This window comes from Microbulbifer regidiadema (SeqCode) (assembly GCF_052467605.1).
This window is the reverse complement of record NZ_CP174316.1, coordinates 3,484,322-3,509,164: the sequence shown is the minus strand read 5'-3', so window position 1 is coordinate 3,509,164 and position 24,843 is coordinate 3,484,322. Positions and strand designations below refer to the sequence as shown.

Annotated in this window: 19 protein-coding genes; 6 read left to right on the top strand and 13 right to left on the bottom strand. The window is 55.8% G+C overall.

Annotation, left to right across the window (positions count from 1 at the left end; translation table 11 throughout):
* Positions 1 to 242: 242 nt before the first annotated feature.
* The 7 genes from aroB to ACJJIF_RS15985 all read right to left on the bottom strand — a co-directional run bounded on the left by aroB (position 243) and on the right by ACJJIF_RS15985 (position 6,884).
* Positions 243 to 1,328: a 3-dehydroquinate synthase gene (gene aroB, locus ACJJIF_RS16015; protein WP_444929324.1), complete on the bottom strand. Its 1,086-nt coding sequence runs from the start codon at positions 1,326 to 1,328 to the stop codon at positions 243 to 245.
* 68 nt (positions 1,329 to 1,396) lie between these two features.
* Positions 1,397 to 1,918: a shikimate kinase AroK gene (aroK, locus tag ACJJIF_RS16010; RefSeq protein ID WP_444932369.1), complete on the bottom strand. Its 522-nt coding sequence runs from the start codon at positions 1,916 to 1,918 to the stop codon at positions 1,397 to 1,399.
* Positions 1,918 to 4,071, bottom strand: coding sequence for a type IV pilus secretin PilQ (locus tag ACJJIF_RS16005; protein WP_444929323.1), 2,154 nt, complete (start codon positions 4,069 to 4,071; stop codon positions 1,918 to 1,920). The genes aroK and ACJJIF_RS16005 overlap by 1 nt, the downstream gene beginning before the upstream one ends.
* On the bottom strand, positions 4,071 to 4,601 hold the full coding sequence (locus ACJJIF_RS16000; RefSeq protein WP_444929322.1) for a pilus assembly protein PilP: 531 nt from the start codon (positions 4,599 to 4,601) through the stop codon (positions 4,071 to 4,073). The genes ACJJIF_RS16005 and ACJJIF_RS16000 overlap by 1 nt, the downstream gene beginning before the upstream one ends.
* A complete protein-coding gene (locus tag ACJJIF_RS15995) occupies positions 4,598 to 5,218 on the bottom strand; it encodes a type IV pilus inner membrane component PilO (protein WP_444929321.1) in 621 nt (206 codons plus the stop codon). The genes ACJJIF_RS16000 and ACJJIF_RS15995 overlap by 4 nt, the downstream gene beginning before the upstream one ends.
* A 12-nt stretch (positions 5,219 to 5,230) precedes the next feature.
* Positions 5,231 to 5,806, bottom strand: a complete 576-nt coding sequence (locus ACJJIF_RS15990) for a PilN domain-containing protein (protein ID WP_444929320.1) — start codon at positions 5,804 to 5,806, stop codon at positions 5,231 to 5,233.
* A gap of 1 nt (position 5,807) precedes the next feature.
* A complete protein-coding gene (locus ACJJIF_RS15985) occupies positions 5,808 to 6,884 on the bottom strand; it encodes a pilus assembly protein PilM (protein WP_444929319.1) in 1,077 nt (358 codons plus the stop codon).
* Positions 6,885 to 7,032: 148 nt separating this feature from the next.
* On the opposite strand from ACJJIF_RS15985, the gene ACJJIF_RS15980 reads away from it, so the two are divergent.
* Positions 7,033 to 9,666 carry a penicillin-binding protein 1A gene (locus ACJJIF_RS15980; protein WP_444929318.1) on the top strand — a complete coding sequence of 878 codons (2,634 nt, stop codon included), beginning with the start codon at positions 7,033 to 7,035 and terminating at the stop codon, positions 9,664 to 9,666.
* Positions 9,667 to 9,729: 63 nt separating this feature from the next.
* Here the strand turns inward: ACJJIF_RS15980 and ACJJIF_RS15975 are convergent, their stop codons facing one another.
* From ACJJIF_RS15975 to pilG, 6 genes are all read right to left on the bottom strand, one after another.
* Positions 9,730 to 10,209: a chemotaxis protein CheW gene (locus tag ACJJIF_RS15975; RefSeq protein ID WP_444929317.1), complete on the bottom strand. Its 480-nt coding sequence runs from the start codon at positions 10,207 to 10,209 to the stop codon at positions 9,730 to 9,732.
* Between the two features lie 34 nt (positions 10,210 to 10,243).
* Entirely contained in the window at positions 10,244 to 16,390 is a 6,147-nt protein-coding gene (locus ACJJIF_RS15970) for an Hpt domain-containing protein (RefSeq protein ID WP_444929316.1), read from the bottom strand.
* 139 nt (positions 16,391 to 16,529) lie between these two features.
* Positions 16,530 to 18,671 carry a methyl-accepting chemotaxis protein gene (locus ACJJIF_RS15965; protein WP_444929315.1) on the bottom strand — a complete coding sequence of 714 codons (2,142 nt, stop codon included), beginning with the start codon at positions 18,669 to 18,671 and terminating at the stop codon, positions 16,530 to 16,532.
* A gap of 159 nt (positions 18,672 to 18,830) precedes the next feature.
* The gene (locus ACJJIF_RS15960; protein WP_444929314.1) at positions 18,831 to 19,370 is read right to left on the bottom strand and encodes a chemotaxis protein CheW; all 540 of its coding nucleotides are present in this window, start codon (positions 19,368 to 19,370) and stop codon (positions 18,831 to 18,833) included.
* Positions 19,371 to 19,386: 16 nt separating this feature from the next.
* On the bottom strand, positions 19,387 to 19,749 hold the full coding sequence (gene pilH, locus ACJJIF_RS15955) for a twitching motility response regulator PilH (RefSeq protein WP_444929313.1): 363 nt from the start codon (positions 19,747 to 19,749) through the stop codon (positions 19,387 to 19,389).
* Between the two features lie 333 nt (positions 19,750 to 20,082).
* Entirely contained in the window at positions 20,083 to 20,478 is a 396-nt protein-coding gene (gene pilG / locus ACJJIF_RS15950) for a twitching motility response regulator PilG (protein WP_020413651.1), read from the bottom strand.
* Between the two features lie 350 nt (positions 20,479 to 20,828).
* Here pilG and gshB point away from each other — a divergent pair, with 350 nt between their 5' ends.
* The 5 genes from gshB to hemC all read left to right on the top strand — a co-directional run bounded on the left by gshB (position 20,829) and on the right by hemC (position 24,842).
* Positions 20,829 to 21,785 (top strand): glutathione synthase, encoded by a 957-nt coding sequence (gene gshB / locus ACJJIF_RS15945; protein ID WP_444929312.1) that lies wholly within the window; start codon positions 20,829 to 20,831, stop codon positions 21,783 to 21,785.
* 92 nt (positions 21,786 to 21,877) lie between these two features.
* Positions 21,878 to 22,786: an energy transducer TonB gene (locus ACJJIF_RS15940; RefSeq protein ID WP_444929311.1), complete on the top strand. Its 909-nt coding sequence runs from the start codon at positions 21,878 to 21,880 to the stop codon at positions 22,784 to 22,786.
* A 34-nt stretch (positions 22,787 to 22,820) separates the two neighbouring features.
* Positions 22,821 to 23,405, top strand: coding sequence for a YqgE/AlgH family protein (locus tag ACJJIF_RS15935; RefSeq protein WP_444929310.1), 585 nt, complete (start codon positions 22,821 to 22,823; stop codon positions 23,403 to 23,405).
* Positions 23,406 to 23,425: 20 nt separating this feature from the next.
* A complete protein-coding gene (gene ruvX / locus ACJJIF_RS15930; RefSeq protein ID WP_444929309.1) occupies positions 23,426 to 23,848 on the top strand; it encodes a Holliday junction resolvase RuvX in 423 nt (140 codons plus the stop codon).
* Between the two features lie 76 nt (positions 23,849 to 23,924).
* Positions 23,925 to 24,842 carry a hydroxymethylbilane synthase gene (hemC, locus tag ACJJIF_RS15925; RefSeq protein WP_444929308.1) on the top strand — a complete coding sequence of 306 codons (918 nt, stop codon included), beginning with the start codon at positions 23,925 to 23,927 and terminating at the stop codon, positions 24,840 to 24,842.
* The last annotated feature ends 1 nt before the right edge of the window (position 24,843 follow it).

The window sequence follows — 24,843 nt, the reverse complement described above, 5'->3', positions numbered from 1 at the left end:
GCGGTCCCTTGGTAAAAGATCCCGAGATAAAAAAAGCCCTCTGTTGGGGCTTTTTTTGTTGTTATTGGCGGTTTTTTACCCCGCCTTTCCTTTCGGGGGGGCGCAATATTACTTGCCCAACACTACATTTTCAACTTTTAGCAGTGTATTAGTCTGTCAAATCAAACAAAACCAAACTTATCTTCTAGTAGTCAATCTTTCTGGTACTCAATCCTATTTTTAAGACAATAAGAGCAGGGTTATCACTCAGCACCACAGTTTTTCAGTGCATTTATAATCATTTTTCTAGGGGTATCATCGACAATAATTGCTTCTCCCAGCGCCTTTAGCAGTACCAAACGCAATTTTCCGTCCAACACCTTCTTATCCACCTGCATTACTTGGAGGAATTCATCGGTTGTCATACCTTCCGGTGCCTGCTGCGGCAAATCAGCCGCCTCTAGCATCACTCGCAACCGCTCCACCAGCTCTGCATCGATATCTCCGCGCAATCTGGATAACTCCAACGCCATAACCATGCCGGCGGCAACGGCCTCACCGTGTAACCAACTGCCATACCCCTGGACTGCCTCAATAGCGTGGCCGAAGGTATGGCCAAGATTCAGTATCGCCCTACGACCACTCTCGCGCTCATCACTGGCAACAACATCCGCCTTGTCGGCGCAACAGCGCTCAATAGCGTAAGCCAGTGCTGCGGGCTCCCGCGTTAGTAACTTTTGTAAATTCTCCTCGATCCATTCGAAGAAGGGTCTGTCACAGATCAATCCGTATTTAATGACCTCGGCGAGGCCGGCGGAAAATTCACGTGCAGGCAATGTGGCAAGGGTATCGGTATCCGCAAGGACCAGGCGGGGCTGGTGGAAGGCGCCAATCATATTTTTACCAAGAGGATGATTAACGCCGGTCTTTCCCCCAACAGAGGAGTCAACCAAAGACAGCAGGGTAGTCGGTACCTGAATAAAGTTAACCCCGCGCTGATAACAGGCTGCAGCAAAACCGCACATATCTCCAACGACACCACCGCCCAACGCGATTAGTGTCGTAGTGCGGTTGTGACGCTTTTCCAGCAGCACATCAAAAATTCGATTCACTGTGTCGAGTGATTTAAAAGCTTCACCATCGGGAAGCTCGACAACATCCACTTTATCGAGCCCTTTTAGCCCTTCCAATAATGTCGCCAAATAAAAAGGAGCAATAGTTTCATTGGTAACAATGCAAACTTGCCGGCCTTTAATGTAAGGGAGGACATATTGCGGGTCACCGAGCAAACCTGAACCAATAATTATCGGATAACTACGCTCGCCGAGTTCTACGTTAAGACTGTGCATGCTGCTCTCTATCCCCTTAGTGATTATCTCAACAGAAGTGAGACGCACTTTAGCACAGGCACTTGGGGCTAATCGGACAGCAGGTTGCCTAAATGTTCCGCGACCAGAAGGGAGGCTTGTTTTGGTGAGAGGTAATTGGTGTCGCAGATAATATCTGCAACTTCGCGGTACAGCGGTTCGCGTTCCTGCAATATTTCCGCAATACGCTGACGGGGGTTGGGTACGCGCAGCAGTGGGCGATTGGTATTTTTAGACGTGCGCTCCAGAAGCTGATCGATATTGGCCTGCAAATAAACTACGTGACCATATTTCTGCAGCTGGCGCCGGTTCTCTTCCAGCAAAACGATGCCGCCACCGGTGCCGATAATCTGGCACTCACCCTGGCAGAGCTCCTCCAGTATTTCACTCTCACGGCGGCGAAATCCGGCCTCGCCTTCCACATCAAAAATCCAGGGGATATCCGCACCCGTGCGCTCTTCCAACACCTTGTCAGTATCGGCAAAAGGCAGCTGCAATTGCGCTGCCAGCAACCTGCCGATAGTAGACTTGCCGGCCCCCATGGGGCCGACCAGAAAAATAGAGCGGGTGATCACTTAGTGTAAAACGCCTCGTCTTCGAGAATACGCGGTGTGATAAACATCAGGATCTCGCGTTTGTCATCGGTGCGGATAGTCTTTTTGAATAAGTTGCCAACATAGGGGATGTCGCCCAGCAGAGGGACTTTGGTTTCACCCTCCACAACATTGCTTTCAAAAATTCCCCCCAAAACAATAGTCTCGCCGTTGCGCACCAATACCTTGGTCTCCAGGGTATTGACGTTAATTGTAGGCACTTGCCCCGCCCCTACATCGACGTAATCACCAACACTATTCTGCTCAATATTGAGCGCCATAATAATATTGTTATCCGGAGTAATCTGCGGCGTTACATTTAATTGTAAGACGGCCTCGCGGAAAGTGATCGATGCGGCGCCAGAGGAAGTTGCCTCCTGGTAGGGTATCTCTACCCCGGACTGAATGGTTGCTTCCTGCTTATCACCGGTAACTACTTTGGGCTGAGAAACAATCTCCGCCACCCCGACATCTTCAAGCGCAGACAGCTCAAGACTCAGGAAAAAATCATCTTGTAAGATCGCATAAGCCATGCTGCCTGCGGGGTTGCTCACACCGAGATCCACCAACAGAGGGTCAAAATCCCCGGTTAGACTGCCAAGAGCGGTACCATCATCCAGCGTTACACCGCCGGAGCCGACACCATAGGTACTGTCATTAATCTCACTGCCATCAACAAAATCCCACTGCACGCCCAGCTCACGCTGGAAATCGCTGTTAGCAGTAACAATCCGCGCCTCAATCATCACCTGGCGAATGGGAATATCGATTACCTCTATCAGTTCGCGGAACTGGGCAATCTTGTCTTCGGTATCAGTGAGGATAATTGTGTTAGTTCGCTCATCAACAATGGCGCTACCGCGGGAGGAAAGCATACTCATCTGCTGATCTGTACTGCCGCTGCCACCAGAAGCGCCATCAGTTCCCGAGAACAAGTTAAAGATCTCACCAGCGTCGGCATAGCGGACACTGATAAACTCTGTTCTCAAGGGGGCCAGCTCTTCCAGCTGTTTACGCGTTTCAAGCTCCTGGCGCTCGCGCTCAGCAATTTCTGCTGCCGGAGCTACCATAATAACGCTGCCCTCCTGACGCTTATCCAGGCCCTTCGCTTTAAGGATAAGAGCCAGAGCCTGGTCCCACGGAACACCATCGAGGCGCAAGGTGATTTTGCCCTGTACCGTATCGCTGGCAACTAGGTTGAGGTCGGTAAAGTCAGCGATAACCTGTAAAACAGAACGAACTTCAATATCCTGGAAATTCAGCGACAACTTCTTGCCGTTGAATTGGAACTCCTTTTCTTTTTCACGGATTTCCTGCGCGGATAGCGGCTTAACACTCAGCACATACTCAGTATCCGCCTGGTAAGCCAAATAATCGTACTCGGTATCGTTGGGGTCTACAGCAATAACGGTGTTGCGCCCATCGTAGTCCACAACAATATTGCTTACCGGTGTGGCAAAATCAGTAACGTCCAGTCTCTGGCGCAAAGACTCAGGCAATTCAGCACCCAGGAAGGTTAAATAAATTTTACCGTTGGTACGCTCAACATCGATATTTACCGCCGGGTCAGTGAGGCTCACTATTACCTTGCCTTCACCTTCATCGCCACGACGGAAATCTACATTGTTTACCCCAATGTTGCCGGCGGCCTGGAACTGTTTTTCACCGCCTAGTTTCAAACCGGTATCGCCCTCAACAGCTTCTGCAACTGAAACTGCTTTTTCAGAAGACTCGGTGCCAATTTCCATAACCAGCTGATTGCCCTGGCGTTCACTGGAATAGGTGGGCAACTGGTCGAGGTTTACGATCAGACGTGTGCGATCTTCACTGGAAACAATCACCGCACTCCTGGCTGCACCAATGCCCAGTGAGTACTTCTTCTGCGGCAGCACACTTTCAACACCGGCAAAATCCAAAACAATCCGGGCCGGCTGCTCTATGGTATAACCGGTAGGTTCAGGCGGCGTATCGCTAAAAGTTAGACGCAGTTGCACACGACTGCCAGGCAACTCAGCAAATTGAATATCATTAAGCTGATTTACTTGGGCATGCAGCGCCACAGGAAATATCAATAAACCAAGTAGTAGCAGCTGAAATCGAGCCATTACATTGGCGAACTGTTTGTGGTTCATTATTTGTTGCCCCTTTCTTCCAACGCCAGTGCCCGAGGCCTCTCAATCCAGCCGCCAGTGCCATCCGGTATAATTTCAAGAATATCAAGCTGCGAACTTGTCGCGTTAACTACGCGGCCGTGATTTTTACCTAAATAATTGCCTACTGTAATACGGTGGATTCCACCCGTACCATCATTAATTAGCGCCCACATCTGTCCATCGCGAGAGAGACTACCCACCATCGACAGCAGATCAATACTCACTCTTTCAAGCAATTCCCGCTGCCGGGTCAGGTCCGGCGCTATGTCCAGCTTGCGCCCGACAATACGCTGCTCTGACTCCAGTACCGGGCGGGAAAAGGGGCTACGCTGCGCAGCGGCACTGTAAACATAGGGGCTGTATGGCGTAAAAGTGGGTATCGGTTCAATCTGCCCTTTTGGCTTGCGCTCAACAGCGGCCATTCTTTCTTTCAGGTCACTGTGATCGGAGTTCAAGCCGCAGCCAGAAAGAAACAACAAGGTTATTGCAGCAAGTAGGTATTTTGTCATCCCTCTTCACCCTGCCCCTTGTAGCGATAGGTTTTTGCATTGATGACCATATTCAGCAGACCTTTATCACCGCGCTCACCTGTAATATTAAAATCGTGCAAAGTCACTATTCGAGGCATACCTGCAATACCGCTGACAAAGCCCCCAAACTCGTGATAGCCGCCCTGCACTTCTATTCGAATCGGCAGCTCCACATAAAACTCACCAACGCGCTCTTTTTCCAAGGCAACTTTGTTAATTGTTAAGCCCGAGCCGCGCCCGTACTCATCAATATCCTCAAGCAAGCCAGGCACTTCGGTATCTTTTGGCAACTGTTTCAGCAAAGCGCCAAAAGTCTCTTTCATTTCAACTAACTGAGTTCTATAGGCGTCAAGGTTGGCGGCTTCAAACTGCTTTCGTTCAAACTGGGTGAAGAGTTCCCTCTCTTTATTCGCCGCTAAATCAAGGCTCTCATATAAGTTTTTAATAAAGAGGTAATAACCACCGCCAATTATGACGACAGCGACAAGGGCCAATACAGCCAGGCGCCCCGGTAAAGGCCAAACGCCTATCCGAGTGAGATCGATATCATTGATATCAAGCTCATTCAACTGCTTTAGTGAGTCTGCCAGTGCCATGGACCAAATCCTTTACTGTTTTGCGCCATCTTTACTATCTTTTTGCTTGCGGCCACTTACGTTCACCGTAAGTTTAAATTCACTGGCTTGCTCACCGTATTGTGGAGTTGCCGTTACGCCAGTTAACTGGGGGGCCTCATACCAATCTGATTGGTCCAGGTTGCGCATAAAAGAGGAAACTCGATTATTTGATTCGGCCACGCCGACTAGATTTAATCTATTTCCTTCGCGCTTCATTCCACTGAGCCATAATCCCTCAGGGGTTGCCTGTACTATCTCATCAAAGTAACGCACAGAAAGAGGGCGGTTACCCTGTAGCTCCTGAATCACTCTCATGCGGTCAATGAGCTCCTGACGGCGTTTTTTGAGATCTTTGATCTCTTTTACTTGAACATTGAGCGCATTAATTTTGGTCTGCAGAATCTGGTTTCGCTCTTTCTGATCGACAACCTGATCGTCCACCATCTTCATCCAAAAGAATGCCACCGCTGCTGCGGCAATAAGCACCAGCAGTGCGACTTGCTGAAAATCTTTTTGTTTTTGCGCACGGTAGTCCTGGCGCCAGGGGAGAAGGTTAATTTTTGCCATATCAGTACTCCTTCTCCCTCATCGCCAAACCAGCGGCGATCATTAAAGAGGGAGCCTCATTCGCCAGCGCCTGCTTATTGACCCTTGAAGAGACTCCCATCTTCAAAAAGGGATTAGCAATTAGAGTGGGTCTGCCTAATTTCTCACCAATCAACTCACCCACGCCCTCCATCGCGGCTACCCCACCGCCCAACAGGATATGGTCCACATCACTGTAAGATGTCGAGGAGTAAAAGAACTGTAAAGAGCGAGTGACCTGCTGTACAACCGCATCGCGGAAAGGCTCTAACACTTCCGTAAAATAGTCATCCGGCAAGCCGCTACCGCCCTGGCGCTTTGCCAGAGCGGCCTCCTCAGCTGAAAGGCCATAGCGGCGCTGAATTTCATCGGTAAGCTGGCGTCCGCCAAAAAGCTGCTCGCGGGTATACACGGTCTTGCCATCGACAAGCACCGACAGCGCGCTCATGGTTGAGCCGATATCGATCACCGCCACTACCAGCTGCTCTTGCGGTGGGAGCTGGTCCTCCAACAAGGTGTAAGTCCGCTCTATGGCATAGGCTTCCACATCCACCACGCCGGCCTCCAGCTCTGCTTCCGCCAGCGCAGAAGTTCGCTGCTCAATATTCTCTGTGCGGCAAGCGGCGAGAAGCACCTCTACTTGCTCCTCTCCCCTTTCAGAAGGACCTTGGACCTCAAAGTCCAGACTCACCTCTTCCAGCGGATAGGGAATATACTGGTCAGCTTCTAGGGCAATTCTTGCCTCAAGATCTTCATCGGAGAGGTCCGCTGGCATTTCCAGCGTCTTGGTGATCACTGCCGACCCGGATACAGCGACTGCGGCGAGGCGCAGGCGGGTCTTGGAGCGCCGCACTACTTTGCGAATAGCCTCAGCTGTCGCTCCCACATCGTTGATATTCTTATCAACTACCGCATTGGGGGGAAGGGGTTCCACGGCGTAACTTTCGACACGATATTTGTCGCCGTTGCGACTTAGCTCCAGCAACTTGACCGCAGTAGAGCTAATATCGAGTCCCAACATGGCCTTGGGGCCTTTGTTCAGAAAAGGGAAAATTCCCATTTTTTCTTATCTTTTCCGTGGGTTATGAGGGTTTGATGTTATAGCACTTTAAATTACCGCTTCAACCTGCATTTGCATAGGTAATAGCGCACAATATTCGTATAATTATTCACCTAATCACTTGAACGAAGTACACAGAAGCAGTTTCATGACCGTAAAAGCCCGCAATCGTCTGCTCGCACTGCTTTGGCTCGGCCTGGCCGGTGTGGCCGCTACCGCTATGGCCCTAGCCAGTATCTACCTCTACCTCAAGCCGGGACTGCCCTCGGTGGAGAGCCTCCGCGATATCCGCCTGCAAACCCCGTTGAGGGTCTACTCGCAGGATATGAAACTAATCGGCGAGTTCGGTGAAAAGCGGCGCAACCCTATCACGATTGAGCAGACGCCAGAACCCTTTATTCACGCGATTCTTGCCGCCGAGGACGCAAGCTTTTACTCCCACAACGGTGTCTCCATCAAGGGCTTGATGCGCGCGGCCTCGCAACTGATCAAGACCGGCTCGATCCAGTCAGGTGGTAGTACACTAACAATGCAGGTAGCGCGCAACTTCTTTCTCAGTCGCGAGCAGCGTTTTGTACGCAAGTTCAACGAAATTTTGCTTTCACTACAAATCGAGCAAGAGTTGAGTAAGGATGAAATCCTCGCCCTCTATATCAACAAGATCTTCCTCGGCAACCGCGCTTATGGCTTCCAGGCCGCTGCTCAGGTGTATTACGGCAAAGATATCAAGGACCTGAATCTGGCCCAGTGGGCCATGATGGCCGGGCTGCCCAAGGCACCATCGACTTTCAATCCGCTGGCCAACCCCTCCCGCGCCCTAGTGCGCCGCAACTGGATTTTGAAGCGGATGCTGGATTTGGGGTATATCAGCCAGGATCAATTCAAACAGTCCATCACAGCACCGGTAACAGCCAGCTATCACAGCCGCGACCTCGACCTGAATGCTCCCTATATCGCAGAAATGGCGCGGAAAGAGGCTGTAGAACTCTTCGGCGACAATGCCTATACCGATGGCTATCAAATTATCACGACCGTGGACAGCCGCTTACAGGAGGCCGCGCGCAACGCCCTACAACACGGCCTGGAAAGCTATGACGCGCGCCACGGCTACCGCGGTCCAGAGCAGCGCCTGGCTCCGGAGTTACTGCAAGATAGCGACCAACTGATTGATTTACTCAACGAAATTCCGATTTTAGGCGGTCTGGAACCCGGCGTTGTAACTGCGGTAGAACCCAAGAAACTTCTGGTACAACTCCGGGACCGACGCGTCATCGAAGTGCCCTGGAGCAACGGCCTCGACACCATCAGACCGTACATTTCTGAAAGTGCTCGCGGCGCGCGCCTCCAGTCCGCTGAAAAAATGTTTGCACCGGGAGATGTTATCCGACTGCGCAAAGTCGTTAAGGACAGCCAAGTGGAAGAGACCCCCAGTGAAGCCGAGGCAACGGCTGGAGTGGATCTATCCACAGGCCCCGCCGAACCCGCAGAGCCGCAAACCAGCGAAGAGTGGGTACTGACCCAGGTGCCAGATGCCCAGGGCGCGCTGGTATCTATTGCACCTGAAGACGGCGCTATCCGCGCACTCGTCGGTGGCTACGACTTCCGTCAGAGTCACTTTAACCGCGTCACTCAGGCGGCGCGGCAGCCCGGCTCCAGCTTTAAGCCTTTTATTTACGCTTCGGCCATCGAGCGCGGATATACCGCAGCCAGTATTATCAATGACGCCCCGATTATCTTCGAGCAGAGCAACCTGCAAGATGTTTGGCGCCCGGAGAATGATGGCGGGACCTTTCTCGGCCCAACCCGCCTGCGTATGGCGCTATACCGATCGCGCAATATGGTCTCAATCCGCCTGCTGCAATCCCTCGGCCTGGACTACGCCCTGGGCTTTGTCGAGGGATTTGGGTTTGAGCGCAGCAAGTTGGCCCGCAACCTGACTATCGCACTGGGAAGCTCCGCTCTCACCCCCCTGGAAATGGTGCGGGGCTACGCCGCTTTCGCCAACGGCGGCTACCGTGTGGAACCCTACCTGGTGGATCGCGTGCTGGACGTCAATGGCGAGGTCCTCTACCAGGCACTGCCCCTAACCGTATGCAATAACTGCCCAGAGCTGGGCAGCGGCCCCGCAGTCCTGTCCGCCGAGCCCCTCGACCTCGCAGATTTACACCCTGAGGAGCCGCAGGTCGATCAGGGGCAGGAGCCGGCGGAGCTGCACCTACTCCCGGTGGGTCCCCTCGACCCGAGCAAGAGTCAGGCCCGCCCCCGCGCACCGCGAGCCATGTCGGCAGAGACCGCCTACATTATGGACTCGATGCTCAAAGATGTGATTAAAAGGGGTACCGGGCGCCGCGCTCTGAAGATGAAGCGCGGCGATATTGCCGGTAAGACCGGGACCACCAACGGTCCGCGCGACGCCTGGTTCTCCGGTTATAGCCCCCACCTGGCCACCAGTGCCTGGGTTGGCTTCGACTCCTACGGCGAACTGGGTAAGAATGAATACGGCGGTTCTGCCGCCCTGCCTATCTGGATCGATTTTATGAGCACCGCCCTAGAGGGGCTTCCCGAGCGCCACCTGGCGCAGCCGGATAACATAGTCACGGTACGCATCAATCCGAAAAATGGCCTGCGCACCTCCTACGGCGGCATGTTTGAGATATTTAGAACCAACCGGATGCCCGGTCGCGAGGTATACAACCCCTACCGCAATCGCTATACCGATGACACCAGGGACCTGCCCAGCCAAGAAGCCCAGGGCGACTCTCTGCCGGAAGAGCTGTTCTAAACCCATCACTCAATCAAAAAAGGGGCCTTTGGCCCCTTTTTTCGTCATACCTCAGAGACAGCCTCAGTGGCTGCGATAGCGCGCACAGGCCCGCTCCAGGCCCTGTAGGTCTGGTATAACCGCCTCCTCGCCAGACAGTGCCACATGCATCAGCTCTCCGGGACTCAGCGGCTGCTCGCGCAGCGCCAGCTCTTCCGCGGTAACCCGCACCAGGCGCGGTGTACCGTGCAGGAGCAGTGCAAAATACGGCAAGTCGCCATCGGGGTTTCCGGTGCTGAGCACCGCGATACGTCCCTCTTCCGCAACCGCCCCCAGGGCGCCGCCGCGCATCACTTCAAAGGACACAACGGGCAGGCGCTGTTCCCGCCAGACCAGATCCCCCAGATACCACTCCGGTACCTCTTGAACCGCCATCGGCGTCTGCATGGCAACAACCTCGGAGAGGCTATCCACCGGCACCAGTAGCTGCCCCTGCTCCAGAGGCAACAACAGGCTGCTCACTTCCTGGGGAACATCTACCGACAGTGCTTCAACTTCACTCATTGCCTATCTCTATTTAGTCCTGATATTTGCCATCTCAGCTGCCGACGGCCTCGGCATCTGCGTACTCACGGATAGCCGCCAGCAGTACATCTTCCTGGTAGGGCTTACCCAGGTAGTGGTTAACGCCCAGGGACATAGCGTGATCGCGATGTTTGCTGCCGGTACGCGAGGTGATCATCACAATCGGGATATCCCGCAGACGACTGCTGGAGCGAATATGGCGCGCGACTTCGAAGCCATCCATACGCGGCATCTCGATATCCAGCAGAATCAGATCTGGGATCTTATCCTGCAACTGGATAACGGCATCCTGACCATCTTTCGCGGTCCTGACCAAATAGCCCTCCCGCTCCAGGAAGCGAGTTGTAACCTTGCGCACCGTTACCGAGTCGTCCACAACCATAACCGTCTGCTGACGCGCTTCCTGCACCGGCTGCACTTCGGTCTGCTCCTGAACCTGGAGCTGTGGCACTTCCGGTCTGGCCAGCTGGGTCGCCTGGCGGCGCAGCAGGGCGTGGGCGTCGAGAATCACTACGACACTACCATCACCGGTCACGGTTGCCCCTGACACCCCCTGAACCCCGGAGAACTGCGGACCGAGACTTTTCACTACGATCTCGCGGCTGCCTTTGATCGCATCCACTTGCAGGGCCATAGCGTGCCCCTCAGAGCGCACCAGCAGCACCGGCAGTTGCATATCGTCGACACTGAGCTTGGGCTGGGCACCGGATTTCAGCAGGGTACCGAAGTAGCTCACCTGATAGAGTTCACCGGCGTACTCGAAGCGCGCGTCATCAGAGCGGTAGTAGTGCTCCAACTCAAATGGGCTGAGGCGCACAATACCTTCGATAGTATTCAGCGGCAGAGCAAATAGATCATCGCCAATTCGCACCATCAAAGCGCGGTTAACCGAGACAGTGAAAGGCAGGCGAACGACAAACTCGGTTCCCGCACCCGATTCAGAGTTGATATGGACGCTGCCACCGATTTGCTTCAGCTCGGCAGATACGACGTCCATTCCCACCCCGCGACCGGAGATCTGGGTCACCTTTTGCGCAGTGGTGAAACCAGCTTGCAAAATAAATTGCAGGATCTCGCTATTAGAGAGCTCCGCATCCGGCCTCATCAGGCCATTTTCCACCGCTTTTTCACGCACCCGAATCAAGTTGATACCGGCACCGTCATCGCGGATGGTGAGGACAACCTCACTGCCCTCCCTTTTGAGGGCTACATCGATGCGCCCGCGCTCGGCCTTGCCGGCTGCCAGGCGCTCCTCCGGCATTTCGATACCGTGGTCCACGGCGTTGCGCAGCATATGCTCCAGCGGGGCAACCATGCGCTCCAGCATTGACCGGTCCAGCTCGCCCTCGACGTTGGAGAATGCCAGCTCAACCTGCTTGCCCAGCTCAGCGCTCACCTGGCGCACGATACGGCGCAGGCGCGGTACCAGGCGGGAGAAAGGTACCATGCGGCTGCGCATCAGACCTTCCTGCAATTCGGTATTTACCCGGGATTGTTGCAGCAACAGGGTTTCGGTATCGCGAGCCTTGTTATCCAGGGTGGAGCGCAGCTCCATCAAGTCAGAGGTGGACTCGAGCAGGGAGCGGGACAGCTGCTGAATAGACGAGTAGCGGTCCATTTCCAGCGGGTCGAAGTCGCCGTCCTGTTCTGCCAACTGCTCCTGACGGAACAGGATCTGGGCTTCGGTCTCGCGGTCCAGGCGACGCAACTGCTCGTTGAGACGCACCAGCGTCACATCCATCTCGTCCAGGGCGAGACCGAACTCACTCATCTGCTCTTCGAGACGACCGCGGGAAATAGCGGTCTCACCGGCGAGGTTTACCAGCTCTTCCAGAAGCTCGGCGGCGACACGCACCATCTCCTGCGGTTGATTGCGGGTCGGCGCCGCGACTTCCTGCTCGGCACCGGCCTTGCGGATAAACGGCAAGACGTTATCGCCCTCCTGAACCGCAACCGCCTCCGGCAATTGAGGGGGAGTCTCTTCTGTCGCTGGCGCTTCGGCCTCGGTATCCTGCACAGCTACAGCTTCGCAATCGGCTTCCTGTAGGACTTCGGTGGGCTCCAGCACGACTTCCGCAGCGGCCGTATTGGCGGGTTCTTGGTCCGCCCAATCCGTACCGACCAACTGTATAAAGGCATCGAGCTGTTCACCGTTCATCCAGGCGCGAACGGTCTCTACACCATCGGCGAGACGGTCGTGAATGCCGTGGGCATCGGCAAAGAAGCTTGCGGAGGGACGCTCGCTGCCACTCATGCCCTCGATTACAGTTTCAAAGCGGTGGGCAACTTCACCCAGCCCCATCAGGCCGGCCATGCGCGCGCCCCCTTTGAAGGTGTGCAGCACCCGCTTCAGAGCCTCGCCCTGGGTGCGACTTTCCGGCTCCTCCTCCCAACTCTGGATCAATTCCTCCAGCTCGTCGGTAAGGTCTCCGGCCTCCTCCATAAAGACATCGACAACATCCGGATCAATATCTGCCAGCAACTTGTGCAAATCGACTGACTGACCGGAGCTCTGTGGCGACACCTGAGTGTCCTCTGTCTCGACAATCAAATCGCCAAACGATTCGACCGCCGAAATAGGCTCCGCCGCGACAACTTCAACCGCTACCGGCTGCAATTGCGAGACCTCCTCTGCCTCAAGCTCACCGCTGAGCGGCGGCTCGATCCACTCTTGAGGAGGCGCTTCCGCTAGCGCTAATTCGCTGACCACTGTGGACTCTGGCTGCTGCTCTTCGGGCTCGGCAACCGCCAGTGCTTCACCGTCGATACCCAGCTCGCCGAGATCGTAGTCATCCTCGGCGGAGGTGGGAGTTGCCTCGCCCTGGACCAGGTAGCGCAGCGCCTCTTCTACGGCTTCGCTGACCTCCGGCAGGTCCTGTGCCGCCGCGACCGCATCGACTAAATCGAGCAGCTCGTTGTGCCCCTGCTCAAGAGAGGCCCAGAGTGCGGGCTCCTGCTCCAGATCACCGGCAAGCACCTTGTTATAGACATTCAGTAACAACTCTGCGAGTTCGGCCAGAGTCGGCAATTGCGCCCGATTGGCGGCCTCTTGCAAGGTATTGAGTTCTTCGGCAACCAGTACCACCCGGCTCTTATCCGCCGGGTCGGCGCGCCACTCAGAGAGCATCTGGTCCGCATCGAGCAACACTCGCATGCCATCGGCCATAAGAACTTCGAGCAGTTGCGGATCCACTGCCCGGGGCTCATTGGCCTCGCGCTCGCGAATTAAGTGGCCGACTGAGCGCTCTTGCAATTCCGCCACCCGGGCGAGGAACTGCTCCGATTTTTCAATCGCCAGGGGTTCTGAAGAGCGAATCTGTTCCAGTACTTGGCGCACATAGATGGCGCCATCGCTGATCAGATCAAAAATATCTGCATCGATAGGCACCTGGTAAATGCGCAGTTCTTTAGCGAAGCGCTCCAGTGGTGCCATGATTTCGGCAACCACTTTGACTTCCGCCATATGCGCAGACCCCTTCAGGGTGTGTAGCGCCCGGTGTAATGGATCGCTGGGAACACCATATAAAGGTGCCGCAGCCTGCATCTCATGCAGGTATTCATCCACAACAACGAGGTGGGTCTCCGCCTCCTGCACAAAGATTTCCCAGAGCTGGGCCAGGTCCTCGCTGCTATCTTCAGCCGTATCAACGATAGCCACACCGCCGGCACTCTGGGCTTCCAGGTCAGCGGGCATCTCCCCCGCACTCAGCTGTTCTGCCCAGGCTTGCAACTGCAAGGTGAGCTGCTGATCCGGATCACTCTGGCCGAGCTTAAACGCCTCAATCATTGAGGGCAGCTTCTGATAGACCTGCTCAATCAAATATACATGGGCGGGGCCGGGCTTCACGCTGCCATCGATCACCCGATTGAGCATATTTTCGATCGCCCAGGCCAGCTCACCGATATCCAGAGCCTCGACCATACGGCCCGAGCCCTTCAGGGTGTGGAAGCCGCGGCGGAACTCCACCAGCGCATCTTGATTGGCAAAATTGGCTGCCCACTCGGGGAAGTAGCAGCTGATATGCGCGAGTACCTCCCCGGCCTCCTCGAGGAAAATCTCGATGATTTCATCGTCGATCAGGCTCTCGGTATCGTCACCGAGCTCCGCCATCGCATCCGCAGCGGGTTCCACTGCGGGGGGCTCTGCCAGCGGTGCTGGCTCGATAATTTCAGCGACCTCAACAGGCTCCAGCTCTGGCGCGAACACCTCGTCGGGCTCAGATACGGGTGCGATTGCCGGTGCAGCTTCATCCTGCGGCTCTTCAGTGGAGAACCAGGACGCTTCCAGTCCCACGTCGCCTGTATCTTCCGCCTCGCTCTGGACGACCTCTGCACTGCTACCCACTTCACTAACCGACGGCGCTGCGGCTGCAACGGAGGCTTCCAGAGACTCTTCGACAGCCAGTGCCGCTTCTTCGCCAGGAACCAAGTCGTAGTCGATAAGGTCCGGCAGCTCGGATTCAGGTAGTAGCTGCGGCTCCGGGCTGACCTCGGCCTCTGCTGGCGCCTGTACAGAGACGCCCAGAGCCTCGACGCTCTCTTCGGCCAAGGCCAGCAGCATCTCTGTATCAGCCAGGCCTTCCGCACGGCGCTCCAGATAATATTCAACACTGGTAATGGCGTCGGCCAGGGTATCCAGCATTGTCCATTCAGGCTGCTCCCCGGCCTTGATCAGGGCGCTATCAATATAGTGGTTACACGCGGAAATAATCTCGCCGGCACGCTGGTAGCCCACCATATCTAGGCCACCACACACCTCTTGCAAGCGCTGCGGTACACGGCTCAGGTAACTGATATCCCAGTGGCTGGCCACATACTCCATAACCGCTTCTTTTACCGCCTCCAAACCGAGTCTGGCTTCGCGCAGTACGGAGTTAGTGGCATCCCCCATAATGGGCTGCTCATCGTCTACGTTTTTATTGCGATCGACGGTGGCGGCCAGTGCGGAATCTAGCTGTACCAGCTCCCCAGCGGCGCGCATCAGATACTCTTCGACGTCGGTACCACGGGAGGCATCGCGAAGGTCTTCATAGACGCTGCGAGCTCGAAGCCGCTGAGCTTCCAGTCCCAAAATACCCAGCGTATCGGCGAGGCGCTTGGCCACAGCAGCAGTATCAGACAGTGACGGCTGCTCTATATCGGTTGCGCTGGGCTCCAGAGCTTCGCGCACTAACTGCAATTCATCGCGCACCGCAGCAATGGCGCTGCCCAGGGCCTCGGGGCCCATCGCCAGCACATCCTCCGTATCCGGGCGCGGTGTGCCGGGCACCGCCTTATCCAGGGCGAAGCGCTGGTAGAGCTTCTCACAGTGCGGGCCATTGGGACCGGCCAGGTAGACATAAAAAAGCAGGTTGCACAGAAAATCCTGGTCCAGGCGCGCATCCAGCACCTTTGCACCGCGCCCCTGTAACAACCTGAACTCGATATCCACCTTGCGCAGCAAGTGGCGCAGTGCGGGTTGCACATTGATGCGGTGCTCACCCAGCGCCTCCAGGATACCGAACAGTACCTCCCACAGGGACTGGCGGCAGCTGCCACTGTAAAGCAGCTGCATTTTTTCAATAATCTTGGTGAGATAGGCCAGGCTCTCGCCGCTGTTTACGTCTCGGATCAGACCCGCAGCGGCAACGTGGTACATCTTGCGCAGCTTGGTGACCAAGTCATTCAGGCGAGCACTATCGGCGACCAGGGGTTGGCGTTTTCCAACCACCTTTGCCAGTGAGGAGAGTTCCGGGGAAAAAAGCGCCCCCTCACTGATCAAACGCTCGCGGCGCACCGCGCGCAAGTCATTCATCAGCGGGAGTAAGAGCACTGCGTTATCGCGACGCTGGAAGGAAACCTTTTCGAGATAAAGGGGCAACTCCAACAGTGCGCGCATCAGGAACTCGCGCGTCTCGTCGGTATTCTCAACCGCTCCAGTGGCGAGAGCTTGGATAAGCTGCTCCATCTCTTCTGCCAGCATCGCGGCACCGCTGAGCTGCACCATGTGCAAACTGCCGTGTACCTGGTGCACCAGCGACAAGCTGTTTTGTAGAAGAGAGGCACCCGCATCGGGTTCTACAGCGAACGTCTCAAGAAACTGGCGCGCCTGCGCCAGCGTCTCGTTAATTTCACCGATCAGCCAATCCAAGGCCGTGAAGTTCGGATTGTCGTGACTCACGCCAAGTCCCCAATAATTTATTCAGTACTCAAGCGCTACAGTTTTCCGCGAGACATACCCGCAGATTTATCGGAAGCAATTCCGTGCGCCCCTTTTGCGCCCGGCCAAGGTTTACAGTGGCCGGGCATTATTGTGTGGGTTAGGCCAGGGCCCGATCTTCGCGGGACTCCAGTGAATGGGTGTCTTCACCTTCAATGGTAAAGGTATCTGTATCCATTTCCGGTAATTCCACGTCATACAGCTCGCTGTTGCTCTCAACACTTTCCTCTTGCGGAAGCTTGAAGCCGGCAACGGATTCGCGCAGCGCGCTGGCGGTCTGCGCCAGGTTACCAATCGACTGGGCGGTAGCCTGGGTACCCGCAGAGGTCTGCGAGGTAATTTCCTGAATCACGTTCATCGTGTTGGAAATGTGGCCGGCAGAGGAGGCCTGCTGACGTGCGGCGTTAGAAATGTTCTGAATCAACGAGGCCAGGTTGCTGGATACACTTTCAATTTCTTCCAGGGCAACACCCGCATCCTGGGCCAAGCGAGCTCCACGTACCACCTCACTGGTGGTCTGCTCCATGGAGATTACCGCTTCGTTGGTATCCGACTGAATCGCTTTTACCAGGCCTTCAATCTGCTTGGTTGCAGCGGCGGAGCGCTCCGCGAGTCGCTGAACCTCGTCCGCAACCACGGCGAAGCCGCGACCGGCGTCACCGGCCATGCTCGCCTGAATCGCAGCATTCAATGCCAGAATGTTGGTCTGGTCGGCAATGTCGTTAATCAAGCTCACGATATCGCCAATCTCCTGGGAGGATTCACCCAGGCGCTTAATCCGTTTGGAGGTATCCTGAATCTGCTCGCGGATATTATCCATGCCTTTAATGGTGTTCTGTACCACCTTGGCGCCGTTACTTGCAATATGTACCGAGCGCTCGGCTACCTGGGCAGATTCGGAGGCGTTGGCAGATACCTGGTCAATGGTGACCGCCATTTCGTTAACTGCGGCAGAAGCTCCGGCAATTTCCTGCGCCTGGTGCTCGGAGGCCTCGGCGAGGTGCAGTGCGGTCTGCTGGGTTTCCTGGGACAGGCCCGATACTTCCTGTGCCGCACCGTTAATCCGCGATACCAGCACACGCAGTTGGTCAATGGTGAAGTTGATGGAGTCGGCAATCGCACCGGTAAAGGCTTCGGTTACCGTTGCAGAGGTGGTCAAGTCACCGTCGGCGAGGTCCGCCAACTCATCCAGCAGCTGCATAATCGCGTGCTGGTTGCGCTCGTTGGTATCTTCCTCTTTCTTCAGGTTGCGGCGGGTACCGGAGAAGGCCATCGCCATCATACCGAAGATCAACAGTACGAATACCAAAGCCAGTGCAGCGATGGTCAAGTTGTTGGGCTGGCGGTGGTCGGACAGGTTTACGATTCGGTCATTCAGGCTACTCAGCGCTTCGATCAGCTGGGGGGATGACACGATAATACCGTCGGAGGCCTGGCGGGTAGCAAACAGGGCCGGGGTTGCCTCAAAGATATCCCGTACCGAGGTGCTTACAAATCCGAACAGCTCGGTAATTTCATCCAGGGAGTGGCGGGCCTCCTCGTCGGTGATACGGGAAATCCCCATCACTACATCGCCACTTTTCATACCGTCAACCACCTTACCGAAAAGACTGGCATCGGTATTAAACTGGTCGGCGGCAGCTTCGGCATCATCGCCACCCTGGAGCATTTTATCGATATTTCGACCAATACGCTCCGCACGCCATACCTGCAACTGGGCCTGCTCGACCTGATTGGCCGGGGCGTTGTTAGCCAACAGGATTTCAACAATATTGTTGTGCTCGGCCTGTAGTTCCGGCAGCGAGTCACTCAGCGTTGAAGCGATATCGTTAAGGAATACAATCGTTTCCTGATTGCCGATAATCGTGTCGACCTGCTCGCGCAAGTTGCGCCAAACCTGGTCATAGGCAGAGAGCTCGGCGCTCAGTGCGCGGCGACTGTCACTGTCCATTCGCTGAAGCTGATTCCAGGCGTTATCCATTTCTTCGGTAACGTTTTCCAGCTCAGTGAAAGCCTCACTATCACCTGCGGTTGCCGCCGGTGCATAGGAAACTACCTGATAGGAGAGAGCCCGCAATTCGGCGACTTGTTGCAGGTACTGTTTATCCTGCTCGTCTCGACTCTGTACCAAATAAATACTGACAATAAGCCCCGCCAGCGTGGCGAGTACCAGTAGACCTAATACCAACGCGGCAGGGTTACTGCGCAGCGCGGAAAAGGAACTCTGGGAGCCTGGTTTCATAATTTACTCCTAGCGGGCCGTTGCATTGGGCCGGTTTAATACCACTGTAGTTTTAACGCTTTAATGACAAAACCCCTCAGTCAGTGCCACACATCCCTGCACTAATTGCGGGCCACCCGGCTGACCACCCACGGCAACCGGAAAGAAAAACTGGATTGCTCAGCGCAAAGCCGCATCCATAAATTGCGCATCCTTGATCAGTGCCCGCATATCGAGGACCAGCCAGCGATGCTGCTGTAAAACAAATTGGCCGTGCACCATTGGTGCAAATGGCTCGCTCAAATCCGTTGGCGCCTCACGGGCATACTCGAATGCCAAGTGCTGCATCCCGTACAACTTATCGACAATGAGACCCACATAGGTCTTATCCCGCTCGAGCACTAAAACCCGGCGCTGCTGCCGGGGGCCGGAGAGATAGCCGCCGTAAAAAGCTGCGAGATCAATGAGGGGAAGCAGGCGACCACGGACATTGGAGACCCCTTTAACCCAGGGCTGCACGCCGGGAATAAAGGTGTGCTGTGGCACTTCGAGCAATTCCACGATGTCATCCATAGAGGCGACAAAGTGCTTATCCAGAAGAGAGAAACCGATACCGGTCCAGTAGGGTTTGATTTCCCGGCGACCGGGCAGGCCAGTGGCCTGCGCTTTGGCGCGCCGGGCAATATCAACCAGAGCTAAGTAAGGTGTTTGTGACTGCACTTTTCGCAGCTGGCTATTAGGCCAACACCTCCCCGATAGTATCCAGCAACTTGCTTTCATCGACAGGTTTGGTCAGGTAGGCTCTGGCGCCTTGGCGCATCCCCCAAACGCGGTCGGTATCCTGATCCTTGGTAGTTACCATAATGATCGGGATCTCACCGGTACTGCTATCTTTGCTCAACTGGCGAGTGGCCTGAAAGCCGTTGAGCCCCGGCATCACAATATCCATCAGGATCAGGTCGGGGCGCTCGGCGCGGGCCATTTCAACTCCGCTTTCACCATTCGGAGCGGAGATCGCTATATGTCCATTCTTTTCCAGAATGCTTGATAGTTTGTGTGTTTCGGTAGGAGAGTCATCAACTATTAATACTCTTGCCATCATTTCCCCCATGACATCTTTTTTCGGCAACTACGCAACAACCACTGCGCTCGGCGGTTTTGTTGTGATTATCCTCGCTAGCATGTGCCGAAATGCACTATGACTACCGACGGTCCGGGTACAGGATTTAACCCAACCACTATTCGCTGGGGCTCCATGTACACTAGTTAAAGCTATATGCTGCGGCGCCCGTGGACACAGTGCCCACGATGGAATCCGCTATCTGTATTTTCTTTTTCTACTCAACCGCTTAGGCGGCATGGTGCGGCTTGGCGTGGACACAGTGCCCACGATGGAATCCGCTATCTGTATTTTCTTTTTCTACTCAACCGCTTAGGCGGCATGGTGCGGCTTGGCGTGGGCAGAAATAGCACCCAGCAGCTCGCTCTTACTAAAAGGCTTGGTCAGGTATTGATCACAACCGACAACACGCCCCTTGGCCTTGTCGAACAAACCGTCCTTACTCGACAGCATTACAACGGGAGTGGAGCGGAACTCACTGTTATTTTTAATCAGTGCGCAGGTTTGATAGCCATCCAGGCGCGGCATCATAATGTCGACAAAAATGACATCCGGACGGGAGTCCGCGATTTTTGCTAATGCATCAAAACCGTCTGTCGCAGTGACAACCGTGCAGCCCGCCTTTTGCAACAGCGTTTCCGCTGTGCGGCGAATTGTCTTACTGTCGTCGATCACCATCACAGTCAGACTTTCCCAGTTAAGCTCCATAGTCTTTTTTGAATCCCCTGTTTACTTATTTTCGGGCACACGAAAACTTTACTTGCGCCCTTTTTTCAAACCACTTTTGGGGTTCGGGCGCCAAGCCTGGCGAAGGTCGCACGCTGAAACGAACTTTTATCACAGAACCCCAGGCGAATCCACCGGAGTCGACACCTGGCGGGCGACGCAGTTCAAATTATCGCCACCGGTATAATCCCCGCAGGGATTGCGTTAAAAGGTTGCACCTTGGCAAGGCTACTCTTACCTTATCCGCCCAATGAGAGCTGGCAACGGCAACAAAAACGAGCCTGCAACCCGTGCTGACCGGGACAGAGATACCCAACGATACGGAAGCCCCTATGAATTATTCCCTCGGTGTGGTGATGGACCCCATCGCCCAGATCAATTTTAAAAAAGATACGACACTCGCACTGTTACAAGCCGCACAAGATTGTGGTTTCCAGTTGTTTTATTTTGAGCAAAGTGATCTCTATCTGGAAAATGGCCGCGCAACTGGGCGCGGCTGCCCCATGCAGGTTTTCGCCGATGAGAATCGATGGTTTTCCCTGGAGGCACCCAGAGAGATGCCGCTTGGCGATCTGGATGTCATCTTGATGCGTGTCGACCCGCCCTTCGATAATGAATACATTTACTCCACGTATATCCTCGAAGCGGCGGAGCGCGAGGGCGCGATGGTGGTCAACAAACCCCAGGCGCTGCGCGACTGCAATGAGAAGATTTTTGCGACCAGCTTCCCCCAGTGCTGCCCGCCAGTTCTCGTCAGCCGCGATATGGCCAAGCTGCGAAAATTCCACCAGACCCATCAAGACGTCATCTTCAAGCCCCTAGATGGTATGGGCGGAGCCGGTATTTTCCACTGCAAGCCCGATGGCGCCAATCTGGGAGCGATCCTGGAGATGCTAACAGATCACGGTCGCCAGCAGATTATGGCGCAGCGCTACATTCCCGAAATCAAAGATGGCGACAAGCGCATCCTGGTGGTTAACGGTGAAGCAATACCCTATTGCCTGGCGCGAATTCCAGAAGCGGGGGAAACCCGTGGCAACCTGGCCGCCGGTGGGCGCGGCGAAGCGCGCCCACTAACCGATCGGGACCGCTGGATCGTCGAGCAGGTTGCTCCCACTTTAAGGGAAAAGGGTCTACTATTTGTCGGCCTGGATGTTATTGGGGATTACCTGACAGAAATTAATGTCACCAGTCCCACCTGCGTACGAGAAATCGATGCCGCCTACAATACGGATATTGGCGCGCGACTAATGAGCGGCATCACACACCTACTGGCGCAAAAAAGGTAAACTGGGCGTCCGAAAACTCTCAGGGCAGTTCACCACTGGGCGCAAGGCTGTGTGAAACACTCGTCAGAATAAGTAGTAGTTGATAATAGATAATGAATTCCTCCGCCAACGCGACACAATTTCACGCCATGCAGCGTGAGCGCTTTGTGTTCTCATTATTCCTTGCCGCCGCATTACATGTGCTGATTATTTTTGGAGTGGTCTTTGCCACTCCCGAGGGCACTCAGGCGCCGCCAACGCTTGAGGTGACACTCGCCCAGCACCGCGCGGCCCAGGCCCCGGACGATGCCGATTATTTGGCACAACACAATCAATTAGCCAGCGGTGCTGCCGACTCGCCGAAAGAGTTATCCACAAACCGCCGTGCAGAATTTGCCGACACGCAAATTCACGATGTTAACCCGCTACCACAACAGCAGGCGGCGCGCCCGGCGGAACAGCGCCGCCAGTTGATTACCACCATTGGCGACAGTCCCATCCAAGCGCCGGAACTCCCGGCGGAAGATAAATTTTCGGAAGAAAAGCGCGGCAATGCACCCAGTGATCTGGCGCAGAGCAACCCCGAAGTAGCCAGCCTACAGGCCCGTCTGGATAAGATTCGCCAGACCATTGCCCAGCGCCCGCGAGTGCGCAGACTCACCTCGGTGGCCACCAAGGCCTCAGCGGATGCGGCCTATTTACACGAGTGGCGGCAAAAAGTAGAAGCTGTCGGCAGCGACAACTTCCCCGAGGAGGCCCTGCGCAACCAAATTACCGGCAGCTTGCGTATGATGGTGCGACTGCTGCCCACCGGAGCCGTCGAAGAAGTTGTTATTCTTGAGTCATCTGGCGAGCGTATACTCGACGATGCCGCCCAACAAATCGTGCGCCTGGCGGCACCCTTTGCCCCCTTCCCAGCAGAGATTCGCCGCGAGGTGGACCGCCTGGAAATCATACGAACCTGGCGCTTTGAAATGACCGGATTCTCCACTTCTGCGGGGGATCTGCCTGAACGAGGCTAAAATGGGCTCTCAACCGGCGGCTTGCGACTGACCTATGCCAAATTCGAATATCGATAGCGACCTGACCCACGGCAGCCTGCGCGGCCAGTTTCTCCTGGCCATGCCCGGTATGGAGGACCCCCGTTTCAAGCACGCTATCGCACTGATCGTTGAGCACAACAGCGACGGCGCTATGGGGATCGTGATCAATATCCCCAGCAAAGTGCACTGGCACGAAGTGTTCGAGCAACTGTCCCTGGAGGACCTCAGCCTGCGCGGCGGCGAATCGGTGCTGCTGGGGGGGCCCATGTCCCCGGAGCAGGGCTTTGTACTGCACGGCACCGGTATGCACTTCGACTCGACCACCGAAATCAATACGGATATCAGTTTGACCGCCTCCAAGGATATCCTCGAATCCCTCGCCGCCGGGCGCGGCCCCGACGATGTGCTACTCGCACTCGGCTACGCGGGCTGGGGTCCCGGACAGCTGGAACAGGAGCTGGCGGAGAACGCCTGGCTGACACTGCCGGCAGAACCTGAAACTCTATTCGCCACCCCGGTCGAAAAGCGCTGGCAAAGCGCCGCCGCCCGCCACGGCATCGACCTCTCCGGCCTCGGCTCCCAAGCGGGCCACGCCTAGCAGCAGACTTACTGACCCGTATGAATAAACCCGTTACCGCCCTCGCGTTTGACTTCGGCACCCGCTCCATTGGCATTGCCTACGGCCAAAGCCTCACCGGAGGCGCCCGGGAACTGCCCCCCCTGCCCGCCAAAGACGGCAAACCCAATTGGGACTCCGTCGAAAGCCTGATCAAAGAGTGGCAACCCCACCTCTTACTGGTTGGCCTGCCCCTCAATATGGATGGCAGCGACAGTGAATTTGGCCTGCGCGCGCGCAAATTCAGCCAGCGCCTGCACGGCCGCTATGGCCTGCCGGTAGAACTGATTGACGAGCGCTTGAGCACCCGAGCTGCCAAGGAGGAGGCCAATGAACGCGGGCACCGGGGCAATTACGCACAGGACCCGGTGGACTCTATCGCCGCGCGAATTATTCTCGAGGATTGGTTGCGCGCACGGGACTAGCCCCGCTATCGCTGCAACCTCACCGCCGTACGACTCTGTTAGAATGTCGCCTTCAACCAATAAGTGATTGAACCGCATGTCTATAGATCGTATTCGCATCGCCACCCGCCAGAGCGCCCTGGCCCTGTGGCAGGCCAACTATGTCAAAGACCGCCTACAGCAGGCGCACCCCGAACTGCATATCGAATTACTGCCCCTCACCAGCCGGGGTGATCAGGTTCTGGATATTCCCCTGACCAAAGTCGGCGGCAAGGGCCTTTTCGTCAAAGAGCTGGAAGTGGCGATGCTGGAAGGCCGTGCGGATATCGCGGTTCACTCGATGAAAGATGTCCCGATGGAGTTCCCCGAGGGGCTGCACCTGCCCATTATCTGCGAGCGCGAAGACCCCCGCGACGCCTTTGTCAGCAACCTTTACGACAGTCTGGATGATCTGCCCCAGGGCGCCGTTGTCGGGACCTCCAGCTTGCGCCGACAGTGCCAGCTGCTGGCCCGCCGCCCTGACCTCAAGATCACCTTCCTGCGCGGCAATGTGAATACCCGGCTGGCCAAGCTGGATGCCGGCGATTACGACGCAATCATCCTCGCCGCAGCCGGGCTGTTGCGACTGGAAATGCCCGAGCGCATCCGCAGCTTTCTGGCCACCGCTACCCTGCTGCCCGCTGGCGGACAGGGCGCTGTGGGTATTGAGACGCGCCGCGACAACGAGCTGGAAGCGCTGATTCGCCCGCTGCACTGCGATGAAACGGCCGCCCGTCTCAGCGCAGAACGCGCCCTGGTCAAGCGTCTCAACGGCGGCTGCCAGGTGCCTATCGGCTGCTACGCCGAGCTGGAGGGCGACACCCTGTGGCTGCGCGGATTGGTCGGCAGCCCCGATGGCGAGACCATGATACGCGCGGAGAGTCGCGGGCCCGCCGCCGAGGGAGAGCGCCTGGGCACAGAGCTGGCAGAACAGCTGCTGGCCGATGGTGCCGATAAGATTCTCGCCGCTATCTGAT

Bases quoted from the DNA above. Each gene is read 5' to 3' on its own strand.
- ACJJIF_RS15995 (WP_444929321.1), bottom strand. From the start codon at position 5,218: ATGGCACTGGCAGACTCACTAAAGCAGTTGAATGAGCTTGATATCAAT.
- ACJJIF_RS15980 (WP_444929318.1), top strand. From the start codon at position 7,033: ATGACCGTAAAAGCCCGCAATCGTCTGCTCGCACTGCTTTGGCTCGGC.
- pilG (WP_020413651.1), bottom strand. From the start codon at position 20,478: ATGGAGCTTAACTGGGAAAGTCTGACTGTGATGGTGATCGACGACAGT.
- ACJJIF_RS15975 (WP_444929317.1), bottom strand. From the start codon at position 10,209: ATGAGTGAAGTTGAAGCACTGTCGGTAGATGTTCCCCAGGAAGTGAGC.
- ACJJIF_RS15935 (WP_444929310.1), top strand. From the start codon at position 22,821: ATGCCAAATTCGAATATCGATAGCGACCTGACCCACGGCAGCCTGCGC.
- ACJJIF_RS15985 (WP_444929319.1), bottom strand. From the start codon at position 6,884: ATGGGAATTTTCCCTTTTCTGAACAAAGGCCCCAAGGCCATGTTGGGA.
- pilH (WP_444929313.1), bottom strand. From the start codon at position 19,749: ATGGCAAGAGTATTAATAGTTGATGACTCTCCTACCGAAACACACAAA.
- ruvX (WP_444929309.1), top strand. From the start codon at position 23,426: ATGAATAAACCCGTTACCGCCCTCGCGTTTGACTTCGGCACCCGCTCC.
- hemC (WP_444929308.1), top strand. From the start codon at position 23,925: ATGTCTATAGATCGTATTCGCATCGCCACCCGCCAGAGCGCCCTGGCC.
- ACJJIF_RS15940 (WP_444929311.1), top strand. From the start codon at position 21,878: ATGAATTCCTCCGCCAACGCGACACAATTTCACGCCATGCAGCGTGAG.
- ACJJIF_RS16000 (WP_444929322.1), bottom strand. From the start codon at position 4,601: ATGACAAAATACCTACTTGCTGCAATAACCTTGTTGTTTCTTTCTGGC.
- ACJJIF_RS16005 (WP_444929323.1), bottom strand. From the start codon at position 4,071: ATGAACCACAAACAGTTCGCCAATGTAATGGCTCGATTTCAGCTGCTA.
- aroB (WP_444929324.1), bottom strand. From the start codon at position 1,328: ATGCACAGTCTTAACGTAGAACTCGGCGAGCGTAGTTATCCGATAATT.
- ACJJIF_RS15965 (WP_444929315.1), bottom strand. From the start codon at position 18,671: ATGAAACCAGGCTCCCAGAGTTCCTTTTCCGCGCTGCGCAGTAACCCT.
- gshB (WP_444929312.1), top strand. From the start codon at position 20,829: ATGAATTATTCCCTCGGTGTGGTGATGGACCCCATCGCCCAGATCAAT.
- ACJJIF_RS15990 (WP_444929320.1), bottom strand. From the start codon at position 5,806: ATGGCAAAAATTAACCTTCTCCCCTGGCGCCAGGACTACCGTGCGCAA.